The sequence below is a fragment of the Paenibacillus sp. FSL K6-1230 genome, from assembly GCF_038002385.1.
GTDB classification, from domain to species: domain Bacteria; phylum Bacillota; class Bacilli; order Paenibacillales; family Paenibacillaceae; genus Paenibacillus; species Paenibacillus massiliensis.
This window is the reverse complement of the sequence record NZ_JBBOCK010000001.1, coordinates 2590203-2608275: the sequence shown is the minus strand read 5'-3', so window position 1 is coordinate 2608275 and position 18073 is coordinate 2590203. Positions and strand designations below refer to the sequence as shown.

Annotated in this window: 19 protein-coding genes and 1 pseudogene; 3 read left to right on the top strand and 17 right to left on the bottom strand. The window is 41.9% G+C overall.

Annotation, left to right across the window (positions count from 1 at the left end; all coding sequences use genetic code 11):
- Positions 1-269: 269 nt before the first annotated feature.
- Both MKX74_RS11545 and MKX74_RS11540 read left to right on the top strand, forming a co-directional pair.
- Positions 270-941 (top strand): FadR/GntR family transcriptional regulator, encoded by a 672-nt coding sequence (locus MKX74_RS11545; RefSeq protein ID WP_341178446.1) that lies wholly within the window; start codon positions 270-272, stop codon positions 939-941.
- A 461-nt stretch (positions 942-1402) separates the two neighbouring features.
- On the top strand, positions 1403-2647 hold the full coding sequence (locus tag MKX74_RS11540) for a CynX/NimT family MFS transporter (RefSeq protein ID WP_341178445.1): 1245 nt from the start codon (positions 1403-1405) through the stop codon (positions 2645-2647).
- 119 nt (positions 2648-2766) lie between these two features.
- Here the strand turns inward: MKX74_RS11540 and MKX74_RS11535 are convergent, their stop codons facing one another.
- The 4 genes from MKX74_RS11535 to MKX74_RS11520 form a co-directional block, all read right to left on the bottom strand.
- Complete coding sequence (locus MKX74_RS11535; RefSeq protein WP_341178444.1) at positions 2767-3975, bottom strand: L-serine ammonia-lyase, iron-sulfur-dependent, subunit alpha; 1209 nt, start codon at positions 3973-3975, stop codon at positions 2767-2769.
- Between the two features lie 63 nt (positions 3976-4038).
- Positions 4039-4875 carry an enoyl-CoA hydratase/isomerase family protein gene (locus tag MKX74_RS11530; protein ID WP_341178443.1) on the bottom strand — a complete coding sequence of 279 codons (837 nt, stop codon included), beginning with the start codon at positions 4873-4875 and terminating at the stop codon, positions 4039-4041.
- Positions 4865-5704, bottom strand: coding sequence for an enoyl-CoA hydratase/isomerase family protein (locus MKX74_RS11525; RefSeq protein ID WP_341178442.1), 840 nt, complete (start codon positions 5702-5704; stop codon positions 4865-4867). Before MKX74_RS11525 ends, MKX74_RS11530 begins: the two co-directional genes overlap by 11 nt.
- 29 nt (positions 5705-5733) lie before the next feature.
- On the bottom strand, positions 5734-6960 hold the full coding sequence (locus MKX74_RS11520) for a M20 metallopeptidase family protein (protein WP_036631893.1): 1227 nt from the start codon (positions 6958-6960) through the stop codon (positions 5734-5736).
- Between the two features lie 224 nt (positions 6961-7184).
- On the opposite strand from MKX74_RS11520, the gene MKX74_RS11515 reads away from it, so the two are divergent.
- Positions 7185-8498 (top strand): transcriptional regulator, encoded by a 1314-nt coding sequence (locus tag MKX74_RS11515; protein ID WP_341178441.1) that lies wholly within the window; start codon positions 7185-7187, stop codon positions 8496-8498.
- Between the two features lie 169 nt (positions 8499-8667).
- Here the strand turns inward: MKX74_RS11515 and MKX74_RS11510 are convergent, their stop codons facing one another.
- From MKX74_RS11510 to MKX74_RS11450, 13 genes and pseudogenes are all read right to left on the bottom strand, one after another.
- Entirely contained in the window at positions 8668-9207 is a 540-nt protein-coding gene (locus tag MKX74_RS11510; protein WP_341178440.1) for a DinB family protein, read from the bottom strand.
- Between the two features lie 190 nt (positions 9208-9397).
- Entirely contained in the window at positions 9398-9889 is a 492-nt protein-coding gene (locus MKX74_RS11505) for a GNAT family N-acetyltransferase (RefSeq protein WP_341178439.1), read from the bottom strand.
- A gap of 271 nt (positions 9890-10160) precedes the next feature.
- Positions 10161-10445: a type II toxin-antitoxin system death-on-curing family toxin gene (locus tag MKX74_RS11500; RefSeq protein WP_341180564.1), complete on the bottom strand. Its 285-nt coding sequence runs from the start codon at positions 10443-10445 to the stop codon at positions 10161-10163.
- 88 nt (positions 10446-10533) lie between these two features.
- Positions 10534-10707, bottom strand: coding sequence for a DUF2281 domain-containing protein (locus tag MKX74_RS11495; protein ID WP_080658656.1), 174 nt, complete (start codon positions 10705-10707; stop codon positions 10534-10536).
- 210 nt (positions 10708-10917) lie between these two features.
- On the bottom strand, positions 10918-11589 hold the full coding sequence (locus MKX74_RS11490; protein WP_341178438.1) for a hypothetical protein: 672 nt from the start codon (positions 11587-11589) through the stop codon (positions 10918-10920).
- A 162-nt stretch (positions 11590-11751) separates the two neighbouring features.
- Positions 11752-12687 carry an acetamidase/formamidase family protein gene (locus tag MKX74_RS11485; protein WP_341178437.1) on the bottom strand — a complete coding sequence of 312 codons (936 nt, stop codon included), beginning with the start codon at positions 12685-12687 and terminating at the stop codon, positions 11752-11754.
- A gap of 238 nt (positions 12688-12925) precedes the next feature.
- Positions 12926-13576 carry a lysozyme inhibitor LprI family protein gene (locus MKX74_RS11480; protein ID WP_341178436.1) on the bottom strand — a complete coding sequence of 217 codons (651 nt, stop codon included), beginning with the start codon at positions 13574-13576 and terminating at the stop codon, positions 12926-12928.
- An 11-nt stretch (positions 13577-13587) separates the two neighbouring features.
- Positions 13588-13983: a hypothetical protein gene (locus MKX74_RS11475; protein WP_341178435.1), complete on the bottom strand. Its 396-nt coding sequence runs from the start codon at positions 13981-13983 to the stop codon at positions 13588-13590.
- A gap of 171 nt (positions 13984-14154) precedes the next feature.
- Positions 14155-14670 carry a DinB family protein gene (locus MKX74_RS11470; protein ID WP_341178434.1) on the bottom strand — a complete coding sequence of 172 codons (516 nt, stop codon included), beginning with the start codon at positions 14668-14670 and terminating at the stop codon, positions 14155-14157.
- A gap of 312 nt (positions 14671-14982) precedes the next feature.
- Positions 14983-15417 carry a hypothetical protein gene (locus MKX74_RS11465; protein WP_044788082.1) on the bottom strand — a complete coding sequence of 145 codons (435 nt, stop codon included), beginning with the start codon at positions 15415-15417 and terminating at the stop codon, positions 14983-14985.
- A gap of 209 nt (positions 15418-15626) precedes the next feature.
- Positions 15627-16393, bottom strand: a pseudogene (locus MKX74_RS11460) (nucleotidyltransferase domain-containing protein).
- Between the two features lie 434 nt (positions 16394-16827).
- Positions 16828-17070, bottom strand: a complete 243-nt coding sequence (locus tag MKX74_RS11455; RefSeq protein WP_341178433.1) for a hypothetical protein — start codon at positions 17068-17070, stop codon at positions 16828-16830.
- Between the two features lie 227 nt (positions 17071-17297).
- Complete coding sequence (locus MKX74_RS11450; RefSeq protein ID WP_341178432.1) at positions 17298-17636, bottom strand: hypothetical protein; 339 nt, start codon at positions 17634-17636, stop codon at positions 17298-17300.
- Positions 17637-18073: the final 437 nt, after the last annotated feature.

Genomic DNA, 18073 nt, shown 5'->3' with positions numbered 1-18073 from the left:
AAACAACAGTTGATAGTTGCCTTTATCCTGACAGTTCGCCGCTTTAATCTTAGTCGTTATGAATAAAATGGACAGGCTATGTGGAGTAAGCCTCACATGGTCTGTCCATTTTTTATGCTCATATTATAATTTTAGCTACGTTCCAATTGGATTCCCTGAAAGAGATAAATGATAATAATTATCAATTTCATCTTCCCAAATCAAAGTCAATCTATTATAATACTACCGATATACCAAACATCCTACGTTTAAATAAAGGAGTGATGCTGTTGTTAACTCAGACGCAACGTTTAACCTTGGTGGAGCAGATAGCCTCCCAGATCCAGGGGAAGATCGAAAACAACGAATGGCAAGTAGGGATGCGTATTCCTCCAGAGCCCGAACTGATGGAACAACTTCAAGTCAGCCGTAATACCTTGAGGGAAGCCATTCGGGCTTTAACGTATGCGGGGCTGCTGAAGACCAGACAAGGGGATGGGACCTATGTCTGCTCCTCAAGTGTTTTGGGGGCAGTGATTGAAAAAGTGATTCAGCACACCGATAGGCTTGAGAGCCTGGAGGTTCGATACGCCATGGAAAGAGAGGCTGCTACCCTGGCTACGCTCAGGAGAAGCGAAGAAGATTTGGAGGCAATTCGGTCATGCTTGGAGCAGTGCAGACAAGCAGCGAGCCAACAGGATCTCAAAGCTTATGCTCACTGGGATGTCGAGTTTCATAAAATGGTGATTGCTGCTTCGCATAACCAATTGATGTCAAATTTGTATAATCATATTTCCGAGGCGCTGCAAAACACGATTTTAGAAACGACGGACTTCAAAAATGCAGCTTTTTATCACGACTCACATGAACTGCTTTATCAAGCCATTGTGAATCAAGATTGCCACCAAGCCGAGGAAGCTGTTCGCTCATACATTGAAAAGGCTCGTGCTACACTATGCTAAATGAAGTACTTTAAATGCACGAGCACGACTAGATCCAAGAATAACAGGTTTGGAGCTTTTTGACGTGCTATTCCGTTATTTTCTTGTCCGTGGGACGAAAACAGCAATTGGTTATTTCACGAATGTTCCTCAAAAATTCGCCGATCCTGACTTAGGACGGACCCCTGTGCTGGGTAGCAAAATGGAAACTGCAATTCAGCAGTCCCCTTGGTGAGCAATCACTAGGAAGAATAACTCCTGTGATTGCTCACCTAAAGAGAGCAGATCAAATTGTTATCGTGACGGCAGATGCTTCAAGAACAAGACTAGTACGAAGCATCCTTGCCGCTACTGGACATTACAATCGACTATATCACGCACAATTTAGTAACATATAATGCATCCCCTCTTAAGGGCGCTTCTTCTACAAGGAAGAAATTGACGATTAATGAACCTAAAACTAAAGCGTAGGAGGAAGCCTTATGAGTTCATCAGAACAATTGTTAAAAAAACAGAATGCAATACTCGATACCAGAACTCGCAAGCAAGCGACATTCTGGTTCATGATCTTAGGAATTATTTTTATCGCAGCAAATTTGCGTGCTCCCCTCACATCGGTGGGGCCATTAGTCAGTATTATTCGGGAGAACGTCCATATTTCAAATACCTTAGCAGGCCTGATTACTACAGTTCCCCTGATTGCATTTGCATTGTTATCGCCCTTTATACCAAAATTAGGACGTAGATATGGTGTAGAACGTATTATCCTCATTTCCCTTATTGTTTTGACCATGGGTATCGCTGTTCGCTCGTTATCCGGGGTGGTGACCTTGTATGTTGGAACCGCAGTTCTGGGGTTCGCTATTGCCATATGTAATGTATTACTACCGAGCCTGATTAAACAGGAATTTCCGCAGCAAATGGGTACTATGACAGGGGTTTATTCTGTTTCCATGAATCTATGCGGGGCGATCGCTTCGGGTATTAGTGTTCCCTTAGCCGTGGGGGCAGGCTTGAACTGGCAAGGGGCCTTGGGGGTATGGGGGATACTTAGCGTCGTCTCCATTCTCTTATGGGTACCGCAACTCAAGGCTCCAGCGAAACCAGCCGCAGTTGCCAGCAGCGCAGGGAACAACCAACAGATTAATATATGGCGCTCTCCATTAGCATGGCAGGTAACTCTTTTTATGGGAATACAATCAACCATTTTTTATGTGCTAGTGGCATGGCTACCTGAAATACTAAAAGGTCAGGGCATCAGTTCAAGTCAATCAGGCTGGTTTCTCTCGATTCTGATTATAGCTTCGCTCCCCTTTGCATTTATCGTTCCTGTTATAGCTGGGCGCATGCCTAACCAACGGTTGTTAGTGATTATTACAACGATTCTGCTTTTGGTTGGAACACTTGGACTTCTCTATAGCAGCATCCATCTGTTTGCATTTTGGGTTATTATTCTAGGTATTGGCGTGGGCTTTGCCTTTGGCTTATCTATGATGTTTTTCGGCTTGCGTACCCAAAGTGCCCATCAGGCGGCTGAATTATCGGGGATGGCCCAATCCATCGGATATCTACTGGCCGCAATTGGCCCAGCGCTAATTGGATATTTGCATGATGCCACTCATGGTTGGAGCGTTCCACTCCTGATGTTGGTTGGCGCTTCTGCTCTACTCGGTATGGTTGGTTTGGGTGCGGCTAGAAATCAATTTGTTGATTCTGCAAAGTTGTAATGGCCCGCCTTACATAGCCTCCAAAAAAGAACGCCCCTTCTGCCAACCGGCAGCAAGGGACGTTCTTCGTCTCATTACACAAGTATGGAATTAATGCCCCATCATCATGGCAGTATCATTTAACTGTCAATTTTGTAGAGCTTAGCGAGCCCGCCCTCTGAAGTTTCGCGGTAACTGCTGTTCATATCCAGGCCTGTTTCATACATGGTCTGTACAACCAGATCAAAAGATATTTTACGGGTACCAGACAAGAACTTGGCCAGACTCAGCGCATTGATCGCCCGCATCGCACCGACAGCGTTCCGCTCAATGCAAGGGATCTGAACCAGTCCATTAATCGGATCACAGGTTAACCCCAAGTGATGCTCCATAGCAACCTCCGCAGCATACTCAATCTGGTCGATCTCCATACCGGACAATTCAGCCAGTGCAGCCGCTGCCATAGAGCAAGCCGTGCCAACCTCCGCCTGGCAGCCGCACTGAGCGCCGCTGATGGAGGCGTTCTGCTTGACCAGATTACCGATGAGCCCGCCGACAGCCAGTGCACGAAGAATCTGTTCATCCGGGACCTGCATCTTCTCCTGCATATACCGTAGCGAGGCAGGCACAACACCGCTGGCTCCGCAGGTCGGGGCCGTTACGACTGTACCGGCGGCGGCATTCTGTTCGTTGACGGCGAAAGCATATGCGCTGACGATCCGGTTCTCCCGCGTCTCCGGGCTCTCATCCGCATGCCCCTGATGATACAGATATTTCGCCTTGCGTTCGACATGAAGACCGCCTTCCAGAATACCTGTGACAGACAGCCCTTCGTTGATCGACCGCTTCATCGCTTCCCAGATGCCTTGGAGGAAATCCCAGATCTGTATGCCTTCACGCTGCTCGACGTAATCGCTTAGGCGAATATGATTCGCTTTACACAAGGCGCTGATCTCTGTAAAGCTGTTCTCCGGGTAGACATCAGGTCCCCGCACCTCCTCCCGCCCCTCAATCACAATGTCCCCGCCGCCGATACTGACAGCACGCATGAATGCGCTTTGCCGCCCGTCTCTATAAGCGAACAAGTCCATGGTATTGGGATGGGGCAGATCAAAGTCAGGCTGCGGAACAAATTGAACCTCCGTCCGGACGGGTGACAGTGCTCTAATAATAGCTTTGTCCGTCATATGGCCTTTGCCTGTTTTGGCAAGGGAACCATAGATCAGTGCCTTGAACTGGTCTGCGTCTTCATTTTCTGCTTTGAAGATTCTGGCCGCTTTCTCCGGCCCCATGGTATGGGAGCTGGACGGTCCACTGCCAATCCTAAATAGCTCAGTCAACGATCTCATAGCACCCTTATCCCTTCTCAGTTGTCTTGGGCTTAAGATCTTCCTCCTGCGGCTTGACCAGGCTTACTGCCCATTCCTCTGAAAACGTTCCTTGAGCTTCATCAGCCGTTCTTGAATCCCTACTTCATCAATAGCCATGTCGTACAATTGGTGAGCAAGCTGGAGACCTTGATTCTCTGCAAAAGCTTGTTTCCACGGGTGCGAGACAATCGAATGCGTAAGATGTCTTGTAGAGCGGGGTGCCTGCATGATCATCTCTGCCAGCTCCCATGCCCGTGGAAGAAGCTGTTCACGAGGCAATACCTCACTGACCAGACCGAGGTCTAGTGCCTCTTGGGCAGTTATGTTCATCCCCGTGTATGCGTAGTATGCTGCTTTCTTGTTCCCCAGAATCTTTTGAAGGGCTAGGACGATTCCATCTCCAGGCGGAACACCGCCCAGATAATGTGCATCGAAGAACGCGGTGTCTTCCGCACAAATGGTAATATCACAAAGCGTTCCCAGTTGCCAGTGTGCACCTGTGCCATTGACCGCCCCGATCGTGGGGATGTCAAGGCAATGAACCATATTTTCAATCATTCTGAGTGACTCATGGTACATTTCCAGCTTCCGGCGATACGGCCAATCCATGAATTTCGTATTCCAGACTTCAGGGTTGCCTATCTGCCACAACTCTCCTGTCCCTGTAAGGATCATGACCTCATTCTCAGGATCACGGCCAATATCTGACCATACATGACCATATGCGGCTTGGACCGGCCAGTCGAATTGTAACGGTCCCCCGTCAGTGTGCATACGCACTTCGAGGATGCCGCCGCGGCGGGTCATGAGGAATAAGTCCTTGTATTTCTCGGAGTACTCTTCGAACCGTGTAGGTCCCGTCATCTTTCTATTGAACATCGTTGCCCATCAGGCGTCCTTGCATTTTCTTCAGCCGCTCCAGCGCTCCTTCTTCATCAATGGCCATGTCGTACATCTGGTGGGCAAGCTGGAATCCCTGATCGGCGACCAGGGCCTGCTTCCATGGACGGGAGATGATGGAGTGCGACAGATGTCTCGTTGAACGCGGTGCCTGCATGATCATCTCCGCCAGCTCCCAAGCGCGTGGAAGAAGCTGCTCACGGGGCAGAACTTCACTGACGATACCCAGGTCCAAGGCGGTCTGACCATTGATATTCTTGCCGGTGTAGGCGTAGTAGGCTGCTTTTTTGAACCCGATCATGTTCTGCAGTGTGAGCAGCATTCCATCTCCTGGAGGCGTTCCTCCCAGATAATGCGGATCGAAAAAGTCCGCGTCTTCCGTGCAAATGGTAATATCGCAGAGCGTTGCAAGTTCACAGTGCGTTCCCGGCCCGTTGACCGCCCCGATAGTCGGAATGTCAATGCAGAAGATCAAATTCTCAAGTAATCTCAGCGATTCATGATACTGTTCGAGCTTCTTTTGCTTCGGCCAGTCCATGAATTTCGTATTCCAGACCTCAGGGTCGCCAATCAACCATTTATCCCCAGTTCCCGTAATAATCATGACTTCGTTCTCAGGGTCACGGCCAATATCTGACCAGGCATGAGACCAGGCGGTATGAGCTTCCCAATTGTGCGTGTACGGACCTCCGTCGGTGTGCAGACGCACTTCAATGATTCCGTCACGGCGGGTCATTAACAGGAATTCCTTGTATTTCTCCGAGTACTCTTCAAATTTGGTAGGCCCAATCATACGTCTCTCTGTCATTGTAATTCCTCCTAAGTTTGGTTTAGAGCTTAACTGTTACTTTCAAGCCAATCTCTGGCAAAAGCTGCGTAAGCCGCAGCCCCTCTATGAAGCACCTCATCCGCGAACATCGTCTTAGGATGGTGTACAGGGTAACTATAACCTTCTTCGACATTGCCTGCGTTAAGAAACACTGTGGTACTTGGCACCGCCTGTGAGACAAACGCGAAGTCTTCCGAGCCCATTAATTTACCGCCGGGTACCAGCTCAGTTATACCGATATAGGAGCCGTCGCCAAAGGTATTTGCAATCGAAGCCCTCATTTGCTCATTAAGTCCGCCATCCGTTTTCACTTCAGGACAACCCCTCGTATAGATCACTTCCACCTTGGCCTGAAAAGTATCTCCGATCCCTGCACTAATTTCGCGGATACGGGCTTCCACTTTATCCCGCAATGCAGCGTCAAATGTGCGCACGCTTCCTTTCAATCTGGCCGTATCGGGAATCACGTTGTTTGTACTTCCGCCTTCCATCACGCCAATGGTAAGGACTGCATGTTCAATCGGAGAAATTTCCCGGCTGAGGATACCCTGCAGTGACAGATGAAGATGAGCAGCCACATTCAAAGGGTCCACTGCCGCCTCGGGCATTGCGCCATGTGAGCCCCTGCCGCGGATGATGATTTCGAACCAATCCGACGAAGCAGAGATCGCTCCACCTTCCTCAGGCACTACAAATTGTCCGAGAGGAAGCGGCATTCCAGTTAATACATGAAGCATCATGGCGGCATCCACCTTGGGATTGTCGAGAATCCCATTCTCCAGCATCATCTTTGCACCGTGCAGCGTCTCCTCACCCGGCTGAAACATAAGCTTAACCGTGCCTTGAAGCTCATCTTCGTTAGCCTTCAGGATCTCTGCTGCTCCGAGCAGCATGGAAGTATGCATGTCATGACCACATGCGTGCATGTTTCCGTTCAACGACGCGTAAGAAAGCTCAGTCTCTTCTTGAATGGGCAACCCATCCATATCCGCACGGATCAGAATCACCTTCCCTTCATGCTGTCCGCCAATAGTAACTGTCAGCCCTGATTCCCCTACGGGAGTGGGCTTCAGCCCCATCGACTCCAACACCTCTTGTACGTAGGCCGTTGTCTTGGGCAAACTTAAATCAAGCTCCGGAATCGCATGAAGATGATGCCTGTGCATGACCAATTTGTCCTGCAGCTGATGAGCCATACGCAAATAGTCTCCAGCTTCTTCAATCACAATGAACATCTCCTAAAGCACAAATTGAATGAACGTAAGAACAGAGTATACATTCCCCCCTTCACATTTTAAGACTTTTTAAGAACGCTTTTATCGTACTTTCAAATCCATTCGCTGTCAAGATAAAATAAGACATTTTAAGAACATTATTTTAGAGGCTGCCGGAACATTGAAATATCACATTTATTGTGATATAACTCTTTTGATTGAACTGTTTATGAAAGGAATCTATCATGAAAATCAAGCTGGGTATTATCACGCCTGAGACCCATATGGACTATTTCCGCGCCATTGAAGAAGAAATGCGGCCCTTATGTCAGTTCAGGTTTCTTACAATCAGCAACTTCCGGGAAACAACAGACATCTACCTCAAAAACTTAGATTCGGTCGATGGATTTGTGATCAGTGGCAGAATGCTTTACGAGTCAATCGCTAAGGAATGCCTGGATGAAAAAGTACCTGTTCACATTTTGCAGGATAATGAAAACCTTCTATATAGGGAACTTTTCCGGCTGCTGGTTACAGAACCTGGGCTTGATATATCCCGGATCTATGTGGATTATGCGTATATAATCGAGTCTTTCAGCGAATTCCAGCAATACCTGACTCATGAGGGGAAGCCCATTGACAGCGGAGATCTGCTCGAACGGGTGGAGACAATGCTGGAGAACCATATCACGCTGTGGGAAGACAAGAAAATAGACCTGTCCATCACGGCGTTCGGCCACTTTGTTCCAGAACTCAAAAAGCACGGAGTCAGATATATCTTAATCCGGCCCACTTTGGAGAACGTTAAAGAGACCATCAGAGAGATCATCAACGAGATTACTATCCTCAAGCTTAAGAGTCAGAGGGCAGTTGTCGCATGCTTATCGACCAAAACGGCGGAGCCGCCATCCGAAGAGCAGCTTCATGAGCTAAAGGTCCTTGTCGGCAGCTTTCTGAGCAGTGTGAATCTGGCAGACACGGCCCAAATTTCGGAAGGCTTTGTCAGACTATACACCACCTATGGAAATTTCATGAAAATCACTACTAACGCGCATAACTGCACCCTGCTGGAGTATCTGGAAGAGCGCATAAGCGACAAGGTGAAGATCGGGTGGGGCTCGGGGCATGAATATTTTCAAGCTAACATTAACGCCAACAAAGCTCACAGACAGGCGGAAGCCTTTACGGGCAGCTGCAGCTTTTTTATAAACGAGGATCAGAAGGTTATCGGCCCAATGCGGAGCACGAATGTCATACAGTTCTCTGAACAGGGGGACCCGGAAATCATCGCGTTAGCCAAAAGGATCGGAATAAACAACATCAACCTGCAAAAAATCATGTCCTATGCAGAAATCATGAGAACAAATAAATTATCCTCTGAGGATGTTGCTGGGTGCCTGTCCATAACGGTCAGAGGTGCAAACCGTATCCTTAACAAAATTGAAGAAAGTAAATACGTACAAACGGTATTTGAAAAACGAGACAACAGTAAAGGGCGACCCAAAAAATACTACGAACTGTTGTTTCTCGACAAAGAAGGGCGTAAATTAAGCAGATGACACTCATTGTTATGTTTGCCATTTCGACTTTAAATTAATAACAAAAAAGGCACATTTTCAAAACTGAAAACGTGCCTTTTTTGCACTTGATTTACCAAGTCAAATCACTTCCTGGCCGGACGACCAGCTCTGCATATGCTGCCCCCATCTGCGAACACCCTAAAAAATATTATTTAACTCGGATTTGTTTCTTTAACAACATGATTTGTCCGATATGATATGCATTATGAATACTTAAATTAGAAACCACTCCCCACCAAGGAGCATTAAAATATTCTGGAAGTTGTTTGGTGAGCTTTGATTCATCTGTTTCTTCTAAAATAACTCTCCAATTGCTAAATACATTCTCAAGTCTATTTAATGTTTCCTTCCAGCCTACTTCATTCAATTGATCTTGAGTCAGAGAAAATGTCTCATCATTGTTAATCGCATTATTTAATATAAATTCTCCTGCCTTAAAACGCTCAAGCCATGTTTCATTCCAATAAATAAGATGATTCACTATGGACCATATGGTTTGTTTATTGTCATTCTCAGTAACTGCTTCTGCTGCTGTTAAATCTTCCAGTATATCCGCAAGAGGAATGAACCAGCTCTTATCGTTATAACATGCAGTTAATTGATCTATTAAAATGGATTTATAGGTCATCAAATGATCCTCATCTCTTAATTGATTTAGGGTTCTTCCGGATAACGTTCCTGTATTCACGACCCAGCGTATGATGGGTGTCCGGCGCCTATGCTTCTCCGAAACTCCATTGCCGGACCCAGAGCGTATGTGAATGTTATTGTGAAGTCAGTGACATTTTTGAAATGCTTACACTTTAGATTTTTGATTTAAGATTATTTTCATTTTAAGAATACACTTGTTACCAATTTATTTTGAAAATCAAATCCATTTATAAATTTTTACCATATAATAACCAGTTGTATTGAAGGTTATGACTTCCTAATGTCCTATATCCCGCTTTAATCAAATTATTAATACTATATGTATTTCCTTCGTGTACAGAAGTAAAGATCTCTCCATATCCGCTATCCCTTGCTACAATTTCTCTTAATTCGATTGATCTTTTCTGTAAACCAAATCCTCGATAATCATCTCTTACTACACATGTTGAAAGTACTACTGTATCACCCCACTCATTCCTGTCTGTAACCACATTGTATTTTGTAAATAAATCTTTTAAGTCAGGGCGTTTCAATAAAACTGAATACGCAATCAATTCTGATTTCGCAAAAAGACCTATAACCATTCCTCTATCAAAAAAAAGCTCTAGACTCTTGGGAGTGTCAGTCTCTACATATTGCAACGGGGCGCACTGGCTAATCATATCTATTATTGTTGGAATATGACTTCTATCCAATATGTTATGCTCTATTTTAATCAAGTTTATCATCCCCTATAATATTATAAATCCCCATTTATCTTTCTTAACTCTGGTTTTATCATCCAAATCCCATTATTTGTTGTGAGTATCTTTTTCTTTTCTTTATAACTAACTTCACCTAACGTTCCCGTATTCACGACCCAGCGTATGATGGGTGTCCGGCGAATGCCGGACCCAGGACGAAAGTCAGCAGCATGAATATTTTTTAGATGTAACGGCCTACTTTGAATTACCTTCAGTCGTTCTTACAAAAAAGAACACCAAGCCACTTCTACACTTGATGCTCTTGTATACATTTTTGTATGTTCTCTTCTGTGAATTTACCTTCTGCAGTCTTCAATCCCAATTCAACTAATTCTTCTTGCTCGTACTTTACAGAAATCTCATTTAAACGTAGTAAAAGCAGCATTGTTGCTACCCCTATTCGTTTATTCCCGTCAATAAATCCATGATTCTTTATCAAAGCAAATGTAATGACAGATATTTTCTTTATATTTCCTTCGTAAAGTTCCTGTCCATCGAAAGTTGCTTCTGCTTTCTTTAGAGCACTTTCAATTAGTCCAAGATCTCTACTCCATCGGCGCCACTAGTTGCCTTAATAATCTTAGTATGGAATTCAAGAATTTGTCCCAGACTAAGACTCTTCATTTAGCTAACTCCCTAAGTGCCTCAATATTTTCATTCACAATATCGTCCATGATCGACTCCATTTGCTTATTGCTACGATTCTTTAGGAATTCAACGAAATCAATCACTTCAATTTTCTTGTCATCAGGCAATGCCAAAAAGTCTTGAATAAGTTTCTCTTCAATGCTCACTATGCATACCTCCTGCACTTCTTTGTTCATTATTATACACTAAAGTCTGAATGGAATTAACATCTGCTTCCTATGTTTGTTTGGTGTTGCTGGTATTCATCAAACGTTTCTGTATTCACGACCCAACGAATGCTGGGTGTCTGGCAGCTCCCACTCCAATAACCCCCCTCTGCCGGACCCAGAGCGTATGCCCGCCACGTGAATATTATGTTATACGATGGGCATTTCATCACTGAATATACTCATCAAAATTTCTCGAATATATACTAGTTGAATAACTGCAATCTTGCTTGCAGGATCGAGTGATCTTAATGACAGATCGTATTCCCTACAATCAAAATACACAGGACCACTTCTCAAACTAATCTTGTATGCTTCTGGGATTTCACTTACTCCTCTTAGCAGATTCAATATCTCCTCTCTACTTCTTGGATCATCTGGATCCCATTCTGTTATTAATGGGAGAGTTCCATGCGTAACTTTATTCCTAAGATTTTTAACTTTCTTCAAATTATCAATTACATCTTTATTATAAACTTTTTGTTTTTCTAAATAGGTAATCAGATTGTTAAATGTAAATTTATCGCTCAAAGAAAATGGATCTTCTATCAGTTCGCTGTACATAACTGTATTCTTACTTATGGTTATGTTCACTTTCTGTTCAACAGCAATTCTTTTTACACGATCACAAAGAACTCTAAACATTGCTTCACTACTGACTATAATTGAAGAAATTGATAAGTTATTTAGGTAACACATATAGCTTTCGAATAGCCTTATTAGAAACTCTTCACCATACTCATAAGCTTTGATTCTTTCATATACACGCTCTAATTCAAAAGAATTCAAATTAATGACTTGTCTTCTTTCCTCTTTATTCATTCTTCCTCCTTAAATGCCTTTCGTATAACGTTCCCGCATTTATGACGTTCAAGCGACTTAAGTGACCGAAAGGAACAGATCGTCAGACTTAATAGCGACGCAGAAAGAATTCATTGTTATATGATGTTGACGCCTTCTCTGGTTATAATAAATATTTACTATTCATCTTAAAGCACCATGAGGAATCACAGCATGAACCCCTTTGACTCCATTAACTACCTGAGTAATTCTTAAATCAACTACCGCACTTCCTAATGCAATAGCTTCTACCTTATTTATATCATAAAGATTACCCATTAGGTTTAACATCCCATCCATAGCTTGAACAGTAGCCTCATTCAAATCTTCATGAAATCCAAAACTAATCCACCCACTAGGAGTATTAGCGATCGGCAAATCAAGTTTCATGTCTTTATTGACTTTAAAAGTTAGTTCTACGGATTCCATTGCGCATTCGATCGCTTGACAACTAATTTCCCCGTCACCTTGCGCAGCATGGCCATCTCCGACAAAAAAATATGCACCATCTACTGGAATTGGGAGATATAGAACACTTCCTTTTGTTAATTCCTTGCAGTCAATATTCCCACCACAAAATCTAGGAGGCCATGTTATGTGTATCCCCTTCTCTTCTGGAGGCATTGCATATATTCCCATAAAAGGTTTCAACCCCACAGAAAATGTTTGCCCATTTATTTCTGTGCTTCCGATCATACTCTTATTGTTCAATTCCCATTGGAGATTAATTTCCTTTTCATCGGTTAAACCGAGTCTCTGATTCTGCCAGTTCGGATATTGACCAGCAGATGTAAATCCATAAGGACCAGGGATAACTTCATTTATTTTCACTTCAAGTGTCATCCCTTTTTTTGCTTCTATTATTTGTATAGGTCCAAGTAGTGCATGCCCCCAATCTATTTCTTTTCGTTTCTCATAGGGCTTTATTCTCTTCCCCTCATCTGAGGGAGTACCCCAACCAGCATCTAAACATGAATATTGAACTGTATCTCCGGAATTGATTATTAATATAGGATCAAACTCGGCTGAAATAGACCCGTATACATTGGTTCGATCTGGTATAACTTTGAAAACTGCCATGCAACATTCCCCCTACATTATTTTACTTGCGTCAATTTCATATAACGTTCCTGTATTCACGAAACGACCCAGCCTTAGATAGCTCTTATCTTAGACTGGGTCGTATGTTGACTGAGTGTTCTTCCATGATTATACATCTGGCAGCCAAGGGGCGCTAGCCCCGCAGCGTGAATACATGGTTGTCCGCCGTTACTGTCTTCAAAGCATCACCTAAAAAACTTTGATCAAGATTCCAATTCTATTTTTTACTTTGGTATAAAAACTCAACTTCACCATCTAGCAAATATCGATATTCAAATAATTGCATTGTTCTTTCCCTTATTCTCTCCATTATAGCTGTGGCTAGACTTACTGATCCTTGTGATCCAAGGTAACCATTATTAATAAATGTCTTCTCTACAAATGTGGTTTCTCTTAAGTGATACTGTAACCATTCTTTCTGCGATTCAATTAGTGCTTCTCTTGATTCTCTATCCAACTTAGAAAGAAGCTTATTATATATTTGGTTCAACTCTTTATCCCAAACCTCTATGTACTTGCTTTCCAACGCCCCCCATCCCAATGTTGTAGACTCATTAGAATTTTGAAGTTCATTCAATTCCACTTCGTAATCATGATCTATAGGATTTCGGAGCATTTCATCATAAAATTCTCCTTTCAAATCATAGTTTCCAAGGCTCATGGATAGCACTTCATTGTTAGAAGGAGTTGATCGGCCTTCAGTTATTTCTTTCGATTCTGTTCCATTACCTGTACTCACTACATCAGAAGGAAGTTCAGAATTCATGATTGATTTAGTTTCGTTGTTCAAGGTAGTCGATTGACTAACATTTTGACAAGATGAACACACTATCGTAATAAAAAATAATAAGAAAATCTTACCTTTCATAAATGGTCTCCTTACATATTATCTTTAATGTTAACTTCGTAACTCTTCGCTAACACCCATCCACTTAACCCATAAGAAGACATGATTTCGATGTATTTATACCTTTCATCAGTTATCTTTTTTTCTAATTCAAATATTGAGCTATAACGGATTGGCCAACCATAATTTTTGCTCTCTTCTAAAATTTTTAGATTATCTTTAATAAAATGACTAATATCGGATTCAACAATGTCTAAGATAATACTACCCTTTAATTGGTGTTCGAACCTATGATTCAATACATCTTTAAATACAATATTGGTCTCTTCCCTTGTACTGCCACCTTCATAGGTTGTATGTAATATGATTTGGTCATGTTGTAGATCAACTTCATATGCCAAAATCACATTGTCGTGTACCTTTGACATCAATTAATCACTCCTTTAATGACTTGCCTGGATATCATATAACGTTCATGTGTTCACGAACCAGCATATACTAGATGTTTGGTGTATACCGGACCAAGGGCGAATGCCCGCAGCATTAATATATTATTATAGGATGTCAGCTTCGTTCTCGAGATACTTACAGTAATCCATTTATTCGTTATACCACTTTCTAAGTTTATTTATATGCGCTTGATGATAACGACAATGATCAGCTATATGCCATAGCCCCCAACGAATCGTCGCTTGCTTTTCATTTTGATGGCCAAAATTAACCACTTGATCAAGATTGGAATCTGTTAATTGTGTGCATGTATCTTCTAACAATCTTATTACATCTTGGTAATCTGACATTAGAGTATTTAAAGACATCCCCTTAATCATCGGAAGTTTATTATTCTCATCTATCATAGGACCATATTGCTCTTTCAAAATATCAGGTAGAGGTTCTCTCTTTAGCCTGTAAACCCAGTTAAGGTCTACATACGACAGATGTCTAATCAACTGAGCAGTACTATTATAGTTGCCGTTAGGACCTTTATAATCAACTTCTTCTTGAGACATTCCCTCAGTGATAAGTTTTAAACGTTGATTATTTTCCTTTACTACGGAAAATAACATCCCAGCAATTGGTGACATATTTGCTTCACCTTGTAGATCATAAAGCACCCTAGCTTCCTCCCTTTTCTTAACAGACTTTTAATATCTTCTCCACTGTATTTAAATTTGTTTTAGGTTGAACAGATTTTCGTGTGTTTGATGCTCTTACGCTGATGTCCTATAACGTTCCCGTATTCACTCACGACGCCCCACCACCTTAAAGGAACGAAGTGACGAGCCGCAACGCGGTTGGGTGTTGGGGGTGTGTTCGCCTGAATCCACTTTCAGCTTTGCCTCATCGGGCGAACCGAGGGCCGAAGGACCCGAAGCGTGAATATTTTGTTATCTGAAGGATCGGTCTGCTTGAACTACTATCAATAACTATTCAACCTTTACTTCAGCAATAAAGAAATTCTCTCCAGGTATTGAATCTCCAGCCATTCTTCTTATCATTGACAATTGACCAACATGTGTCATTGCATCTGATAATGGTCCTTGAATCAGTTTTTCGATAATTCTATCTTTGTTTGGTATTCCATTTGATTTCATTAAATTGTCTAAGTTATGCAGCTCATTAAAAAATGTCTGTACTTCGTCATTCCAGTTTCCTGATTCTTTCTTAAGTTGTACTTGGTTATCAAAAACGGATTGGGCATATCTTATGACATCAGACATGTGTGCCAAAATTTCAATTGGAGTTCTTACACCGTTACCGAGCTCATAATTCGGGTAATTACTCGGAGCATTTAGAATTGCTTTTGAACATCGATACTTGAGAGACGAGAGGTAATGTCTTAAAAAGTAAATTTCATCCATTTTTATTATCCCCTTTTCTAATTCTTCTCTTTTTAAAGGTCTACCGATCTTTCATATAACGTTTTGTATTGACGACATCCTGGCCTCTTAGAGTCGCTGTTTATAGTTGTGAGGCTTGCCGAACACCTAATGCAGTGACGTCCCGACGGGCTTAGGGGGCTGGATGTGGTCACTCGCTTCTCAGAGTGACCCAAAGCGTCAATATAGTGTTAGCCGAAGGATTTTCTGGAAACAACCATTGCATTTAAGGCGTTCTCAAAATGGCTATATACTTCATCTGCAATTCCCAGAAACTCTTCAACAAGTACATTACTATCCAAGTAACAAGCATACAGATAATCAACTAAAGCGGAATCAATCTCACAATAGTTTAATATGGCATTCTTCATCTTAATAATGTCATCTTGCCATACACCTGTATCTTCTAAAACCAAAGAGTATAATGCACGAATTAATCTCTTAGAATAACCTTTAATATATCTAGTTTTCATTGTATTATCACTAGCATTAGAAAGTAAACGATGTATACGATCTACTTCCTTCTTGGTCTCTGTATTTAAGTCTAAAATGAACTCTGGAGAAATAATGATCGGTGGTACTTTTTCACCAACGTCATGACCATATATGCAAACACATATTATCTTAACCCAAAAACCCCACTCATTTGGTTTACTTAATACATCGTCAATCGAGCAAATTATCGTATCAATCTTAGTTACTACTGGATATTCTTCCAAAAGCCTGTCTTTAATATTTGACAATCTTTCGTAATCAATATCTTTGGGATTTACACATACAATAGTAAAGTCTGCATCTGACAAAAAGGTTTAGCGGTTCCTTTTGGAATCGAGCCACACATATAAATGCTATGAATCTTACCTTTAAATTCGGTAAGTATATTATCTATATACTTATCAACAAAATCCTTATATTCACTTTGTATTACAATTCTATTTATAACTTTTTCTAATATCATTTAGACTCCTCCCTGAACTAAGAACTTCTTTCGGCTAACGTTCCTGTATTCACGATCCAGCGTATGCTGGGTGCCCGGCGAATGTCCGCAGCGTGAATATTATGTTAAGTGATGTTCCTTTTGTCCTATAAATAATCTATATAAACCTTATAGGTTTACAAACGAACGATGAAGTCTAAAGTTGTCTAGATCTACATTGAATTTACCTTCTACCAATATGTCTAATCCTAATAATCCGTTGATATTGTGGTATTTAAATGTAGTAAAATCTATCGGTATATCTCTTATTACATAATCCCCTAACTGTATTCCCTCGACCTGCTTGCTAAAGGCGTGTTCCTTACCTCCAATTCCGTAGCTTGTCACGATCTCATCCTCTAGTCCGACTTGAATTCCAATATCATCTACTTCATCTCTCTATATTCAATTTTCATTTATAAATTTCTCCTTAGACCCACATTCTTCCGAATCTTAACGATAACTTGATCTTTAGAAGTATGATAAACCAAGGTTTTTTCCCGGCTATTTAATAATTCACGAGTTGCCTCTTCATCGCTTACTGGACCGATCACAGCGACGTCATCAATAACTTCTTGATTCTCCGTTTCTTCAGAATGAAGAACTTCAAACTTCACAAATTGATTCGGGTAAATCTGTTGGACCTCTTGCCATTTCATACTCAGCCCTCCTAGTCATTCTGATAATTGTATTATAGCATGTAGTATACATGCACCCTCATTGGAATTTCGCTTAACGTTCCTGTATTCACGACCCAGCCCATGCTGGGTGTCCTGCGAATTCCGGGCCAAGAGCGTATGCCCGTAGCGTGAATATTTTGTTAAGCATTGCTTCTGTCTTCCTAAGTTGACTTCTTTGATCCTATACTGATTTAGCAACTAATTTCTTACCTCTTATTCATGGCATACCAATTTAAAATTTCTTTATGCGTTCGATCAATCTTTCTGTTAAATCTTTCTCTGTATTCTTCTTTAATATCATTTGGGTCGTATCCGTACCATATCTCACAATTGATCAAAAGATCCCGAATCTCATCCTTCGACTCTTGAAACAACAACATTAATATTTCCGTAGTTAAACGATCATGTTCATCATCTGGAGCACCACTTTCAACTAAATTTACAGGATCAAATCTGTTAACGATTTCTCTTAGTTCTAAAAATATCTTTGAATCTTTTGAAATTCTCATTTCATTATTTTCTTTAGACTTGTCCTTGATTTTCATCTATTCCCTCCATAATAAATTATTGAATTCACTTTAACATTTAGCAGGCTTAAAACTTATGAAGGATTCGGATCGTGCTTGATTTCGCTTCGCCTTCCTTGCTCTCGCCAGGCATGCTTCGGTCCTGAATCTGCCTCGTCGATCTAATCAGGTCTTTAACTGTTCTTAGCTTTTAAATTGCTCTTAAATATGCATTCAGAAGTTACGCTTAACGTTATTGTATCTACTAACCCGAGAGGCTTAAGGCAGCTTACTACCGGGTGGCGTAGCCACTTAGCCTCTGTCTACTTGATTCCACTTCCCCGAATTTTCTACCGCAGACCAAGGGCCAAATGGCCCGCAGCGTAGATACGATGTTATGAGATGTCAGGGATTTCTTAATTTTACTAACATAAGTCCTTCTGTTTCAGTTATATCTTCTTCCTCTATTCATGTCT